Genomic DNA, 14,455 nt, shown 5'->3' on the forward strand with positions numbered 1-14,455 from the left:
AAACAACGTTCGCCAATACTTATACAAGCGAGCAAGATTGTTTGGGGTGGACATGTTCTTGCGACAAGTTGCAAATTTCTTTGGCATTGTTGATATCGAGCTACGGCTTCTTTGCCAAACCACGGATTTCGCTGGCGTAAAGGCACCGGTCCCATAGCTGAATTTTCGACATTTCGCCGACTAGTCCATGTGACATTCCGGTTCGAGATTGCTTGTGAGTTGTCCCAAGTGAAAGTCGCGTCTTGCTGTGGCGAAGTACATTTCCCAAATGAATGTTGCCTCTACTGAAAATGGCTTCACCATTGAGACTAATGGCGAGGTTGCCGACGTAATCTGGCTTGTCCTCAGAGGGATCGTAGGTCAACGCAAAATGAGTCCATCCGCCAAGCTCATGGCTTAATGCCATATTCTCGTTTAGTTCTGGTTTATTGATTGCAACATGACCGAAACGGTGAAAACTCAGAATGTTCATTTCGTCTTGTTCGTCCAGCCATACGGTTAATTGGGGAGCGGCCGACTCCCCATAACCGCTGGACTCTCCCAAATGGACAAGGGTCGAACGAGATCGATTGTCCAAACGCCGTGACTGAAACCAGAAAGTGACACTAAATCCGCGCTTACTCGACAGTTGTGCCTTCTCAAAATGAATTCCTGCGTCAACAGGATTCTTTTCATCAGTTTCAACCAGCTCAATTGTTGAGTTGGCCTCGTCTTGAAATTCTTCTGTTCTACACTTCCGAACATGGCCGGAATGATATGCTTGAACGCCTTCCCCCGTATGGTCAGTCATCTTTGGCGGCGTGCCTTGAAACTGAATTGAATACAGAGGATCGGCATTCACAATTGAATGCAGATATCGTTCCGCAGCATTCCAAGGAAAAGCAATGTAAGAAAACAGCAAGAGTGCGACTGTCAAAACCGTGTACGTTACACGCTTCTTCTGTCGTGCAGTTGCAAGGCTGATGACAAATTCAGTTGCAGTTGAGTGCCTATCTGTCGATTCAAAGGCGGTTGCGCGTTTTATCACAGATCGTTCAGTTTTCGCAATCTTAGAAAGAGCGAGCTGGAGTTGGCGCTTCGGAAGATGCTCCCTTGGCTTAAGACCGCCGCTCAATAGCTTGCTCGCCACTACACCGAGGCTATAGATGTCGCTGGAAGAATCAACCCGATCTCCAGCAGCTTGTTCAGGTGACATGTAGAGTTCGGTGCCACTGTAACCTGAGGAAAGAGATTGAGATTCTGCGATTCCGAAATCGCAGACGGCGACCCTGCCATCTAGGCCAATCAATATGTTCGATGGTTTAACATCACGATGGACGTAGCCTTGTTCGTGCGCAAAGTCCAATGCGTTTGCGACTCGCCGCAGGATATCAATGCAGGCTCCAAAGGTAAGAGGCCGACCGTCGGCATACTCGGCGAGAGTGTATCCCTCGATTAGCTCCGTTACAAAGTAAACAGTCTCGCCATCTCGGCCAACTTCGTAGACTTGTACGATATGCTCGTGTCTCAGTTTTGATAGAAGTCTTGCTTCTTTCAGAAATGGATCGAGTTCAAAATCAATGTTTGTGTCGGGGCAATTCTGCACCTTGATCGCAACGTCACGCTGGAGGTGAGGATCAAATGCGAGCCATACCGTACCGAATGTTCCAGCCCCGATTATTTCGCGAATCTCAAACCGGCCTAACCGCTTTGCAGAATCAAAGTCCCCGACTCCAAAAAAGTCATTCTGTCGTTGCTTTACCCATTCGAGAGCTGTGATCATTTCAGTGACTTGAGTAGTCAGCTCAGGATGGTCTATGCAGAGCTCGCGAAGTGTCAACTTCTTGCGTGTTTCAATTTCATTCTCCCATCGGTCCACGAGTTCGTGAACGACGTCCATTTGAGCACTGGCCATTAGATCCCTTCAGGCAATTCACAGTTGGCACGCAGATATAGACACGCTTCACGGAACCGCCTTTGGACCGTCTTTGTCGAACATTCGAGCGCAGCTGCGATCTCGGCGTGAGTCATCACTTCGTACCAGCACATCTCAAAAACGATTCGTTGCTGGTCATCAAGGGACTCGATCGCACGATGGAATTCAGTCCATTGGACGAGCCGTTTAGGATTATGGGTTCCACTAATTGAAGATCGTGACTGAACGGCGGCATCAAGCTGGCCATTCTTGGTGTCGTGATTCGCTCCAATCCCCAAAGGTCCGTAATGCTTTCGAGCCAAGTCAGTTAGCGCTCGCGAGAAGTGCAGCCTGCAAAGGCCAAATAACTGTGCGGTCGACTGAGGAGATACGTCTTCCAGAGAGCGATATAAACGCAGCATCGCTCGCTGCAAGACGTCATCCGTCAACTCCCAACGTCGGACTCTTGGGTTTTGGCGCAGAAGCCGTGATGCTGTGGCCCGAAATCGCAACGTCATAGCCTCAACCAGTTCTTCCCGAGCACTCGCATCCCCTCGCGTCAGTCTTTTGATAACAGGTTCCAGTGATTGAGTCTGTTGGTTTTCCATAGCTTGTCAAGATTGGAATGATCGCAGAATGAAAACCGAAATTTTAGTCAATAGATTCCAGAAATGCTGTCCACCACGTGAGAGTTTACTCGCTTAGTAAATAAATGTTTAAGCGATGCTACGTCAGGACTGAAGTGCGTCTTGTAATCACCCGAATTAATTAAAGAGCAAAATGAATGCACCATACGCAGCAACGCGAAATTGCATTTTTCACTTGATATTGTTCGTATTCTTAACGGGATGCCATCCCGCTTCGGAGGTGCCGCCGATCGCATCGGGATCACATCCAATCTCTTCACTTTTGAAAGCTGACGTCGATGCAAAAAACAGAGTGAAACAAGTAACTAAAAATACGTTTGAAGAATCTGGCCTAACTCCATTCATCGAGAGCATTGGGGTCTACCTGAAGGAACTCGAAAAACTCGATGCCAGCAAGTGCCCCGCGGATTTCCAAGAGGCGTTTCAGGATTTGCTGGACTGTTGACTGAGTCGTTTATCGTCTTTCTCATCTGCCTCGGCGTATTGGCCGTCGCTTTGATTCACGATGGCGCGATTCGTTTGAGGCCTACTCGTCACTGAACAGACCGCACCATGCAAAGCTCATGCCCTGCACCCGGCTTCGTCCGGGCTGCAAGGCGATTGACACGCATGGTGGGCCGTGCAGTTCCTACCCTCAGCAGCAGATTTCTCGGCAGGTTATGAATAGCGATTCCCGGTAGCGTTGGAGGGGTTCCTGTCGAGAGCTGGCTTCAGCTCAAACAAACAAAAACGCCTGCAAGGGCAACCGGGCGTTATGTCTGGCACCAGTGGGAGATCGAAGACTTCCAAACCCGCCCGGTCGCCTATGTGGGCGGCCGGGCACTTTGGGATTTTTTTAGCTATTGGTCAGCAGGGCGTTGCTGAGGATTACGCTACGACAGCCAACCCGACCCGTAGTCAGTAACTTTCCTTTCTCCATCGACTTTCCCGCAAGTTGCTTCTGATCCACCACCGCCAAGCGTCGCTGCCCCAACCCCTTCTTCAACAACTGCTTGGCTTCATTGACTCGTTGTGAAACCAGCATCACTTCCAGTGACTCCGGCGTGGTCATCAACAACTCAGCAGGTTGCTTCAGGAACTTCTTACGAGCCGAATCATTGGTGTCTCCATGCCAGACGAAGTGGCAAAGCCCGACCATTTCGGTATACAGATCCCAATCGCTCAGACTGGTTGTTCAACCCCGCACCAATCTATACCTGGCCGGATGTCCGGAATTCAGGCCAGTCTGGATCAGTTGCCTGTGGGTCGGCCGCGGCGGCGCACAAATGCAAGCAGTTCTCAACTTCCTTGTTGCCATTCGACAAATCTCCTACGTTAAAACTCCCACCTTCACAGGAGTTTATTGCGATGAGCCCTTCATCCCCCGCACACCGACAGCCTCCAATACACACGTACAATAACGGTCAGCCCTACCAGATCGCTCGTGGACGTGCCGCTCAACGGTCCCCGCTGGAACACGCGGTTCGTAAAGGACATTCGATTCTTCGCGGTCGCCCTACGTCTGACGAATTTCTCGCCAGCGTCAAACGCGAACTCAAGATTCGCAAATACGCCAGCAACAGCATCACAAATTACGTTTCCGCACTCAACGGATTCCTCGCCTGGTTCGGCGCAGCACCTAATTCGGTCACAAGCGAAGACGTCCGGAATTATCTGGAAATGCTTGTCGATGGCGGCGCCAGTTCGTCACATCTTGCCGTCAACCTGAGTGCCATCCGCACTGCTTTCGACAAGTTTTGCTGTCGCGATGTAACGCTCGGACTGGCGACGCCACGTCAAAAGAAACGGCAACCCGTCGTCCTGGCCGCAGCAGAAGTCACACGAATTTTCAACGCTGCGCCAACTCGAATGAGCAAACTGGCGATCGGCATCATGTACGCAGCCGGTCTCCGCAATAGCGAACTCTGCAAACTGCGCGTTCATGATCTGGATTTTGATCGCCAAACCATTCGTGTCGCCAATGGAAAAGGCGCATCGGATCGACTGGTCATGCTACCCGTTTCATTTACAACTGCCCTCAAAGCAGCCTGTGTAGAGCGACAGGGAGACGACTATATTTTCCCGTCATTGAATCACCGCGAAAACCGCCACATATCTCCTCGAACGTTGCAACGCTGGGTTATAACCGCAGCCGACCTGGCTGGCGTTGCCAAGCGAGTTACGCCGCACTCATTCCGACACGCATTTGCAACTCACCTGCTGGAAAACGGCACCGACATTCGTTTCATTCAAAAACTGCTGGGACATCAACGTCTGGAAACAACAACGATCTACACGCACGTTGCCAAACTCAATACGGCCAGAGTTGTCAGTCCACTGGACCAACTGCAAAAGTCGAACGCGGTCGATAAATCCAACAATGAATCCAGCCGCGACTCACGTTCGGTGGGACGATTGCAGATACTGATGACACCGCATGGCAACGGTCAGTCAGCCGATGTTTCCCTGCTCATCCCCAGCCCGATACCTGGCGAACAGGTCATCCTTGATGGAATTCTGGTTCGCCTGGATGCGTGCAAGTGGGTTCAACTTGAACTTCCTTTGGCGGAGGACTGGATTCCTCTCCTGAGCGCACTTCCGGCAATCCAGCGAGAGCGAATACTGTCCCCGGAGTTCTTCGAAAACATCCGCGGCCACATCAGCAGTCGGTTCCTGGCGACTATTCCGGATCAACGGTCCGGTTGACGGGGCTGGGTTCCAGATCCTTCAACATCGAAAAGTACTCTCGGGTTCGCGGTACGCGCTATCCGGACTTTTCTTCGACTCCCGGCCACCATTTCAGTCCAAATCAGCCCAGTTCTTGGCTCTACGCTGTCTCACTACCACGCAATTTGCCGTGGCCACCTGTAATCGCTAGAATGCCGATCTGTTATTTCGTATTTCACGACACATTGTCGTACATAATTCCGTTGTACGACCTACCGAATGGTGGATATCACGCACTCACTTCTCGACGACGAACAGCTCCGCGCTCACTTTGTGCCCGCAATGTCCTCTCGTCATAAACCGTGGTTCATCACTCTGACGCGTGATGGCGAACTTTCAAACTCCGCCGAACCTTTGGACCATCGCCCATCCGTGCTCCTGCCTGATGCGGAACTCCAGCAGCTCGCCACTGCTTTAGCCGCGATCGACATTGACTACATGCCGGGTGCCACGGCCGATGGTGCCGATCACCGGACGCTGACGTATCGCGTTGGCTCCCGTGTTCGCCATATCATGCTCGTCGATGGCGTTTCGTCGGACTTCGCTCGCAAATCGCAATTCAATACTGCTTGGAAACTGCTCGGCAAGCTCGCCCAGCGGGTGACACGCAAGCAGGGGTGACGGTCGTACAACATGGTTTTTACGCTAGGCCTGCGGCACACCTTGGCTCTTTGGCAACGGGCCATGGCCTTGGTACAATTCTTGGTAGTTCAGACATCGCTCGCTTCGTTTAGGGCGGTGTCGTAAAAACCTTCCGTTAGGCGACCTCAGTTAATGGCAGCTCTCGACCGTCTTCTTGATCGCATTGGCGATCCGCTCGATGCGTCGAAGCCGCGCCCGCTCGTCACGCTCGAAGAGTTCTTCACCGACAACGACGATACTGAATCACTTGGGCCGTACGCACGTTGCCGTTTTGGCCCAACCGAGTTCTACGCGGTGTTGGTTGGTCAGCGCAACGTGGCTGGAATCCACGATGTCCGGATCGAAATCGCACCTGAGATCTCGCCGTCTGGTTGGCCACGCGCCGATACTGTTTGGATTGTGTCCGACTTCAACCGACGTGAATTGCCCCGACAGATTACGCCAGAATTTTGGGACGGATTCTTGCCCGTCGATTGGTTGTCTTATCCGCGATATGATGGTGTGGCCACCGAACCTCTAGCCATTCCCGATGGCGCATTCGTGTCGGGGTTCGACTACTCTTAGTGGCACGGTCGCCTAACATGGTTTTTACGCTGAGGCCCTTCGGGCACACCTTGGCTCTTTGGCAACGGGCATTGGTCTTGGTACAATCTTCCGTAGTTCAGGCATCGTTCGCTTCGTTCAGGGCGGTGTCGTAAAAACCTTCCGTTATACGCCCCTAGGTTTTCGATGGGCATAGACTTCCGTGACACCGATGGCGCACCTCTGGGTGATGGCAGCTGCATGACCGGCTATTGGTCGCATGCGATGATTCTGCTCCCCCAGCTCGCGGACTTTCTCGCCGAGCTATCTCATTCCTCCAATCTCCTGCCACGCGACACCGCGACGTTCGACCCCAATTCCCTGTTTGTGTTCGACGCCGCCTCGGACACGGTGAAAATTGCCGATCGCAACGAACTGACTCGTTTGTTGCGGTGCTGCTCTGACGTCTCGTCGCATGACGACTATCCGTTTTTCGCAGTCTTGGTTGATGCGTTGCGTGACTGGACTCGGCCGCAATCGTAGTGGCCGGGGCGTATAACATGGTTTTTACGCTGAGGCCCTTCGGGCACACCTTGGCTCTTTGGCAACGGGCCATGGCCTTGGTACAATCTCTCGTAGTTCAGGCATCGCTCGCTTCGTTTAGGGCGGTGTCGTAAAAACCTTCCGTTGTGCGACCTCAGGTGAACCAATGCCGTGGGAATTCCGCGCTACTTGTCCTGAGTGTTCTCATGAATGGGAGGCCCTCACGTACACCGAGTGGATCGGCTCGGCGACGTCCGACACGCCGGTCCGACGATTCTTCTGTCCCGATTGCACAACGCATGTTTCAATCGCCACCGACTTCGACCGCGCGTCGTTCCAGAATTGGCTTCGTGGTCACCAACACTACCTGACTGCATCGGGTTTCCTGGCGCACAACATCGGTTTGATCGTCGCAATCTGTGATTCGACACCGGGCTATCTCCTACCACTCGATACCCTGTGGTCACAACTTCACTGCCCTCCATGTGACACACCTCTAGTCGAGGGCTCGATGGACGCTCACCCAGTCACCTGCCCAAATTGCGGGAAATGCAACGCGAAGTCACACGGTTGCCATGCCCATGTGTCGGTGCTTCGCGATGTGGACGACCAAACGTAGTGCAACGGTCACATACCATGGTTTTTACGCAGAGACCCTTCGGGCACACCTTCCACGTTTGGCGACGCGGGCTGGCCTTGGTACAATTTCCTCAGTTCAGGCATCGTTCGCTTCGTTTAGGACGGTGTCGGAAAAACCTTCCGTTGTGCGACTCGATCAACCATGAAGCCCAACCCGTATGAATCTACGAGTCCGGGCCACGTTGTCGCCAAAAGGACTGGCATCTGGCACTGGCTTGCAGTTGCCGTCTCGTTTTTGTTTTGCTCGATTCCGGCTGGCGTTGCAGCTTACGCATGGGTAACACATTGGCAATGGCAGCGCACGGGGGCCTACGCGCGGAACAGTTTCCCGATGAACAAATTCGCTACCGATGCAACGTGGGTGGCAATTGCTTGTATCGCAATCACGGGCTGTTGCTGGGGCGTGTGGGCGATAGCAAATCGCAAACGTCATCCGTAGGTTCCGTCGCACAACATGGTTTTTACGCTGAGGCCTACGGCACACCGCTGTCGTTTGTTGAAGCCTCCCACTGGTGGTAGAATCTCCCTTTGTTCAAACTTGAATGGCATCGCAACGGCGGTGTCGTAAAAACCTTCCGTTGTGCGACCTCAGGTGAACCAATGCCGTGGGAATTCCGCGCTACTTGTCCTGAGTGTTCTCATGAATGGGAGGCCCTCACGTACACCGAGTGGATCGGCTCGGCGACGTCCGACACGCCGGTCCGACGATTCTTCTGTCCCGATTGCACAACGCATGTTTCAATCGCCACCGACTTCGACCGCGCGTCGTTCCAGAATTGGCTTCGTGGTCACCAACACTACCTGACTGCATCGGGTTTCCTGGCGCACAACATCGGTTTGATCGTCGCAATCTGTGATTCGACACCGGGCTATCTCCTACCACTCGATACCCTGTGGTCACAACTTCACTGCCCTCCATGTGACACACCTCTAGTCGAGGGCTCGATGGACGCTCACCCAGTCACCTGCCCAAATTGCGGGAAATGCAACGCGAAGTCACACGGTTGCCATGCCCATGTGTCGGTGCTTCGCGATGTGGACGATCAAACGTAGTGCAACGGTCACATACCATGGTTTTTACGCAGAGACCCTTCGGGCACACCTTCCACGTTTGGCGACGCGGGCTGGCCTTGGTACAATTTCCTCAGTTCAGGCATCGTTCGCTTCGTTTAGGACGGTGTCGGAAAAACCTTCCGTTGTGCGACTCGATCAACCATGAAGCCCAACCCGTATGAATCTACGAGTCCGGGCCACGTTGTCGCCAAAAGGACTGGCATCTGGCACTGGCTTGCAGTTGCCGTCTCGTTTTTGTTTTGCTCGATTCCGGCTGGCGTTGCAGCTTACGCATGGGTAACACATTGGCAATGGCAGCGCACGGGGGCCTACGCGCGGAACAGTTTCCCGATGAACAAATTCGCTACCGATGCAACGTGGGTGGCAATTGCTTGTATCGCAATCACGGGCTGTTGCTGGGGCGTGTGGGCGATAGCAAATCGCAAACGTCATCCGTAGGTTCCGTCGCACAACATGGTTTTTACGCTGAGGCCTACGGCACACCGCTGTCGTTTGTTGAAGCCTCCCACTGGTGGTAGAATCTCCCTTTGTTCAAACTTGAATGGCATCGCAACGGCGGTGTCGTAAAAACCTTCCGTTGTGCGACCTACCGCAATGAGCAAATCGTTGCCTGAATGGCAAATCCCATCTGACCTGCGATCGCTGATCGACGCGGATGATGACTCGATGTGGGACTGCGACGATTGGTCGCCAATCATCTTGACGGTTTCTGGCGACACACAGCACGACGGGCGCGAAATCGACCTCGCTTGGCAGATCGAATACGAGACCACGGGTGTCACTGGTTACGAGTTCTGCGATCGCGTGATCGCCGCAGTGGAATCTGCGGCTGCTGACTTGCTCCCATTGCTCAACTGTGGTGACACGGAATCCGCCGCATGCGTTATCTGGGTTGAGACCGAAGAGGCGTGTCGGCGATTGCTTGAAATCGTTTGGCCAATGGCTGACTGATCCGTACTTCTCCGGTCGCACAACATGGTTTTTACGCTAGGCCTTCGGCACACCTTGGCTCTTTGGCAACGGGCCATGGCCTTGGTACAATTTCCCGTAGTTCATACATCGCTCCCTTCGTTTAGGGCGGTGTCGTAAAAACCTTCCGTTGTGCGACCTACCGGAGATGCTCACATTCGATTCTCAACTCGCACCTTGTTTGTCGTTGTCACGTTCGTTGCGTTTGCTCTAGCTTGCGTTTTCGCGCTGTCGGGTTGGGTTGATCCTTTCGACGATCGCAACTTTGATTCGCAGACATGGGCGACTGCATCGCCAGACAACCGCGCCCCGATGGCACGAGATGTTGTATCACGCGTTCACGGTATGGATCGCGATGCCGTAGTTGAGCTGCTCGGACAGCCCAGTGACCGTTTGGACGCTGCTACCGACGCGGGTGGGCATCGGCTTCGCGGCGCTGAGGTGTTCTCGTACTACATTGGCTCGTGGAGCGGGTACGGGTTCGATGACGCATTCGTATACGTCCACTTAGATGCCGATGGGCACGTGATCTACTCCGAAGTCACTGGCTACTAGGTAGCTTGCCGGTCGCACAACATGGTTTTTACGCATGGGCCTACGGCACACCTTCCGCGTTTGGCGACGCGGACTGGCCTTGGTACAATCTCTCGTAGTTCAGACATCTTTCGCTTCGTTCAGGGCGGTGTCGTAAAAACCTTCCGTTGTACGACCTACCGAATGGTGGATATCACGCACTCACTTCTCGACGACGAACAGCTCCGCGCTCACTTTGTGCCCGCAATGTCCTCTCGTCATAAACCGTGGTTCATCACTCTGACGCGTGATGGCGAACTTTCAAACTCCGCCGAACCTTTGGACCATCGCCCATCCGTGCTCCTGCCTGATGCGGAACTCCAGCAGCTCGCCACTGCTTTAGCCGCGATCGACATTGACTACATGCCGGGTGCCACGGCCGATGGTGCCGATCACCGGACGCTGACGTATCGCGTTGGCTCCCGTGTTCGCCATATCATGCTCGTCGATGGCGTTTCGTCGGACTTCGCTCGCAAATCGCAATTCAATACTGCTTGGAAACTGCTCGGCAAGCTCGCCCAGCGGGTGACACGCAAGCAGGGGTGACGGTCGTACAACATGGTTTTTACGCTAGGCCTGCGGCACACCTTGGCTCTTTGGCAACGGGCCATGGCCTTGGTACAATTCTTGGTAGTTCAGACATCGCTCGCTTCGTTTAGGGCGGTGTCGTAAAAACCTTCCGTTGTGCGACCTACCGGAGATGCTCACATTCGATTCTCAACTCGCACCTTGTTTGTCGTTGTCACGTTCGTTGCGTTTGCTCTAGCTTGCGTTTTCGCGCTGTCGGGTTGGGTTGATCCTTTCGACGATCGCAACTTTGATTCGCAGACATGGGCGACTGCATCGCCAGACAACCGCGCCCCGATGGCACGAGATGTTGTATCACGCGTTCACGGTATGGATCGCGATGCCGTAGTTGAGCTGCTCGGACAGCCCAGTGACCGTTTGGACGCTGCTACCGACGCGGGTGGGCATCGGCTTCGCGGCGCTGAGGTGTTCTCGTACTACATTGGCTCGTGGAGCGGGTACGGGTTCGATGACGCATTCGTATACGTCCACTTAGATGCCGATGGGCACGTGATCTACTCCGAAGTCACTGGCTACTAGGTAGCTTGCCGGTCGCACAACATGGTTTTTACGCATGGGCCTACGGCACACCTTCCGCGTTTGGCGACGCGGACTGGCCTTGGTACAATCTCTCGTAGTTCAGACATCTTTCGCTTCGTTCAGGGCGGTGTCGTAAAAACCTTCCGTTGTGCGATTCAGGCTATCGGTGATTGACGACTCCTACAATTCTGACGGCCTCGTGATCGTAACCGCTCAATTGCGTGACGCTGACGTGCGCGACGAATTCTGGCATCACATCGAATCGCTGATTGGCGAACGCGTCAATGAATACACCTTTGAATTCTCAACCTCGGATTGGGATGACGGACTTTGGAATGACGAGCTTGAATGGCTCACCGAATTTCTCGATGGAACGGGCGAATCTATCATCATCTGGCGGTTTGCGGACGACTGTCACAATCGCTACGTCTTGGGTAGCGTTTGAATCGCACAACATGGTTTTTACGCAAGGCCACGGCTTCGACGTTGGAGCATCATTTGGCTTGCAACGCTTGTTCGCTCCGTTGCCGCGTAATGGTTTGCGACGCCGTGGACACCGCCTCTTTGGCAACGTCGATTCTTTTTGGTAAGCTGATCTGTGTTGCGACGCTTTTTGACTTCGGAGAGAAGCGGTGTCGTAAAAACCTTCCGTTGGGCGACCTAGATCAATGCGAATCCGAACGGTACTGGTTGTTGTCGCGGCCATCGCAGTTCTCGCGTTCGTCGCTAATTCGTTCGTCACCACGATCCCGCCACACTCGATGACGTTGACCGCGATGACCGAGACTCATGTTCGCATGCATCTTTACATGCTTGAGCATCGCGAATGCCCCGACAGCCTTTCTGAGCTACCAAAACGTGATGGTTACATGAATCGAACCACCGATGGCTGGGGACGCCCGCTGATCTATTCCGTCTCGGATGATGGCGTGATCTCGCTTTCGAGCCTTGGGCGGGATGGCATGGTGGGCGGTACTGGTGATGATCGCGATGACACACGACGCTTTCGCACGCGAAACGACGATGGCACCTTGAACATTGACGACGATCTTTGGACGGTTACCTCCGAAGTTCACGCCCCCAAGTAGTGCCGCCGGTCGCCCAACATGGTTTTTACGCTGAGTCGCTTCGCGATCACCTTCCATGTTTCGCGCGCGCGGGCTTTTGTTGGTAAACTCTTCCATAACTCAGAGTCACCCGCTTCGTTCATGGCGGTGACGTAAAAACCTTCCGTTAGGCGGCACAGCAACTTGTACTACATCGGTGGCAAGGCGAACTCTGATTTCGACTTCGACGGGTTGGTTGCCGATCTGCTCGCGTCGTTTCCCGCTTCAACCGTGATCACAGATGACTACTACGCCGATCGCCTCGAACGCAACTTGACCCTCGCGCGCGACAACGGTTGGCCGCTCGACTCGCCTTCAATCGAATGCCTGAAACGCGTCGGGACAGAACACGGCCTTCAGCGACACATTTCCGTTGCTGTGTCGCCATCGCTGACTTTTGATTCTCGTATCGACAAACTGGGCGTGTTCATGATCTCCGGCGACAACTTCAACGAATCTGACGCTGCACCGCTGCTGGACGTGTTGCGTCGTTACCCACTGGCGATTGAGACCGAATAGGTAGTTCGGTGCCGCCTAACATGGTTTTTACGCTAGGCCTTCGGCACACCTTCCCAGTTTGGCGACACGGGCTGGCATTGGTACAATTTCCAGTAGTTCAGACTCGCTCGCTTCGTTCAGGGCGGTGTCGTAAAAACCTTCCGTTAGCGGACGCTAGTTATTCACATATGGGCGCCGAATTCAGAATCGAAATCACGCCGATCGTAGAATCGCTGGATTCGCCTTGTGACGCCGTATTCGCTGGCACTGATTGGAAACGGATTCCGACCTCACTCGTCGAACATCCGGATGGCATCGGCGTTCAATCTGGCGCGGTTCCACGCGATCCGTCGTGGCCTCACGTCGCCGACATCTGCGCCAACGACGACGGTACATTCTACGCCGTCGCCCACTGTACTGACGGCGTTCACTTTCTTCACGCACTGAAGGGACAACTGGAAACTGCTGGCCATTCGGTCGTTCTCAATGACGACTACTACTAATGGAGCGTTTTCTCGCGATTCCGCGTCCGCTAACATGGTTTTTACGCTAGTCGCTGCGCGATCACCTTCGCTCTTTGGCAACGGGCGTTCGCATTGGTACAATCTTTCTCAACTCAGAGTCAACCGCTTCGTTTACGGCGGTGACGTAAAAACCATCCGTTGTGCGGCAAAGCTCGCTCATGAATTCAATCGTGTCCGAGGTCATCGCCTACGTGAACGACTCGGATACCGTTCCGGCGTCACTTGCGTCCGCGCACGATGCAATTGGCCGCATTCCGTTGCGAGTCGTTTGTATCAATCTGGCCGGATGGTGGCGTCGGCAGTTCCTGCAAACTTCTCGACATCCATACCTCTCAATGAACCCGGCTCATGATTGGTGCTCCAACTTGTTGGCAATCGTTGAATCGACGCCTGAATTGGCCGCAATCACGGACATCTCCGATCGCCGGTGTGCATTCGCGCCCTCACTAACAGCGGAATCTATCGCTGAAATCAACGAATACGCTCGCGACCACTACAACCCGTCACTTCGATCGTAGTTCATTTGCCGCACAACATGGTTTTTACGCTAGGCCTTCGGCACACCTCCGCTTGTTTGGCAACGGGCGATGGCATTGGTACAATTTTCTCGTGATTCAAACTCCACCGCTTCGTGTTGGGCGGTGTCGTAAAAACCTTCCGTTGTGTGACCTACCGTTTTGATTCGATTCCAGATTCACGCTGCCATGAATGAACGCCCTGCGTTCTGGTTCGCGGAACAACTGGACGCAGGTGACTTCCGGCTAACCGACGATTCAACGCTTGGTGGCGTGCCTTTGCGACCGCAGGTGACTATGCCACGCGTCGCCGAGCGCGATGATGGGACGCGTCCGAAGGTTTTCGCATTCTATCCAGTGACGCGATCCGACCTCTCGCGCCTTGCTGTCGGTGACATTGTCGAACTGGTCGCAAAGCCTACTGGCGATTCACCGGTCACATAACATGGTTTTGCCGCACAGCCGCGGCTTCGTCGTTGGAGAACCTTTCGGTGGG

The 14,455-nt window shown here is 53.9% G+C and carries 17 protein-coding genes; 14 read left to right on the top strand and 3 right to left on the bottom strand.

All coding sequences use genetic code 11. From position 1 onward, the window contains the following. Positions 1–100: 100 nt before the first annotated feature. The 3 genes from MFFC18_RS22430 to MFFC18_RS25360 all read right to left on the bottom strand — a co-directional run bounded on the left by MFFC18_RS22430 (position 101) and on the right by MFFC18_RS25360 (position 3,679). On the bottom strand, positions 101–1,894 hold the full coding sequence (locus MFFC18_RS22430; RefSeq protein ID WP_075083642.1) for a serine/threonine-protein kinase: 1,794 nt from the start codon (positions 1,892–1,894) through the stop codon (positions 101–103). Beyond that, positions 1,894–2,502 carry an RNA polymerase sigma factor gene (locus MFFC18_RS25855; protein WP_075083641.1) on the bottom strand — a complete coding sequence of 203 codons (609 nt, stop codon included), beginning with the start codon at positions 2,500–2,502 and terminating at the stop codon, positions 1,894–1,896. The genes MFFC18_RS22430 and MFFC18_RS25855 overlap by 1 nt, the downstream gene beginning before the upstream one ends. 874 nt (positions 2,503–3,376) lie before the next feature. Continuing rightward, positions 3,377–3,679 carry a DEAD/DEAH box helicase family protein gene (locus MFFC18_RS25360; protein ID WP_075083639.1) on the bottom strand — a complete coding sequence of 101 codons (303 nt, stop codon included), beginning with the start codon at positions 3,677–3,679 and terminating at the stop codon, positions 3,377–3,379. A gap of 209 nt (positions 3,680–3,888) precedes the next feature. Here MFFC18_RS25360 and MFFC18_RS22445 point away from each other — a divergent pair, with 209 nt between their 5' ends. From MFFC18_RS22445 to MFFC18_RS22510, 14 genes are all read left to right on the top strand, one after another. Beyond that, complete coding sequence (locus tag MFFC18_RS22445; protein ID WP_075083638.1) at positions 3,889–5,226, top strand: tyrosine-type recombinase/integrase; 1,338 nt, start codon at positions 3,889–3,891, stop codon at positions 5,224–5,226. Positions 5,227–5,466: 240 nt separating this feature from the next. Continuing rightward, positions 5,467–5,868 carry a hypothetical protein gene (locus tag MFFC18_RS22450; RefSeq protein WP_075083637.1) on the top strand — a complete coding sequence of 134 codons (402 nt, stop codon included), beginning with the start codon at positions 5,467–5,469 and terminating at the stop codon, positions 5,866–5,868. Between the two features lie 153 nt (positions 5,869–6,021). After that, a complete protein-coding gene (locus MFFC18_RS22455; protein ID WP_075083636.1) occupies positions 6,022–6,453 on the top strand; it encodes a hypothetical protein in 432 nt (143 codons plus the stop codon). A 165-nt stretch (positions 6,454–6,618) separates the two neighbouring features. After that, positions 6,619–6,954 (top strand): hypothetical protein, encoded by a 336-nt coding sequence (locus MFFC18_RS22460; RefSeq protein ID WP_084416982.1) that lies wholly within the window; start codon positions 6,619–6,621, stop codon positions 6,952–6,954. Positions 6,955–9,273: 2,319 nt separating this feature from the next. Next, complete coding sequence (locus tag MFFC18_RS22465; RefSeq protein ID WP_148619054.1) at positions 9,274–9,618, top strand: hypothetical protein; 345 nt, start codon at positions 9,274–9,276, stop codon at positions 9,616–9,618. Between the two features lie 150 nt (positions 9,619–9,768). After that, positions 9,769–10,191, top strand: coding sequence for a hypothetical protein (locus MFFC18_RS22470; RefSeq protein WP_157665092.1), 423 nt, complete (start codon positions 9,769–9,771; stop codon positions 10,189–10,191). Positions 10,192–10,353: 162 nt separating this feature from the next. Beyond that, on the top strand, positions 10,354–10,755 hold the full coding sequence (locus MFFC18_RS22475; RefSeq protein WP_075083637.1) for a hypothetical protein: 402 nt from the start codon (positions 10,354–10,356) through the stop codon (positions 10,753–10,755). A gap of 138 nt (positions 10,756–10,893) precedes the next feature. After that, complete coding sequence (locus MFFC18_RS22480; RefSeq protein ID WP_157665092.1) at positions 10,894–11,316, top strand: hypothetical protein; 423 nt, start codon at positions 10,894–10,896, stop codon at positions 11,314–11,316. Positions 11,317–11,482: 166 nt separating this feature from the next. Then, positions 11,483–11,761 (top strand): hypothetical protein, encoded by a 279-nt coding sequence (locus tag MFFC18_RS22485; protein WP_075083629.1) that lies wholly within the window; start codon positions 11,483–11,485, stop codon positions 11,759–11,761. 223 nt (positions 11,762–11,984) lie between these two features. Continuing rightward, the gene (locus tag MFFC18_RS22490; protein WP_075083628.1) at positions 11,985–12,404 is read left to right on the top strand and encodes a type II secretion system protein GspG; all 420 of its coding nucleotides are present in this window, start codon (positions 11,985–11,987) and stop codon (positions 12,402–12,404) included. 162 nt (positions 12,405–12,566) lie between these two features. Continuing rightward, positions 12,567–12,941, top strand: coding sequence for a hypothetical protein (locus tag MFFC18_RS22495; protein WP_075083627.1), 375 nt, complete (start codon positions 12,567–12,569; stop codon positions 12,939–12,941). 167 nt (positions 12,942–13,108) lie between these two features. Continuing rightward, positions 13,109–13,423, top strand: a complete 315-nt coding sequence (locus MFFC18_RS22500; RefSeq protein ID WP_075083626.1) for a hypothetical protein — start codon at positions 13,109–13,111, stop codon at positions 13,421–13,423. A gap of 179 nt (positions 13,424–13,602) precedes the next feature. After that, on the top strand, positions 13,603–13,962 hold the full coding sequence (locus MFFC18_RS22505; RefSeq protein WP_075083625.1) for a hypothetical protein: 360 nt from the start codon (positions 13,603–13,605) through the stop codon (positions 13,960–13,962). 186 nt (positions 13,963–14,148) lie between these two features. Beyond that, positions 14,149–14,403, top strand: coding sequence for a hypothetical protein (locus MFFC18_RS22510; protein ID WP_075083624.1), 255 nt, complete (start codon positions 14,149–14,151; stop codon positions 14,401–14,403). Positions 14,404–14,455: the final 52 nt, after the last annotated feature.

This window comes from Mariniblastus fucicola, from assembly GCF_008087665.1.
GTDB classification, from domain to species: domain Bacteria; phylum Planctomycetota; class Planctomycetia; order Pirellulales; family Pirellulaceae; genus Mariniblastus; species Mariniblastus fucicola.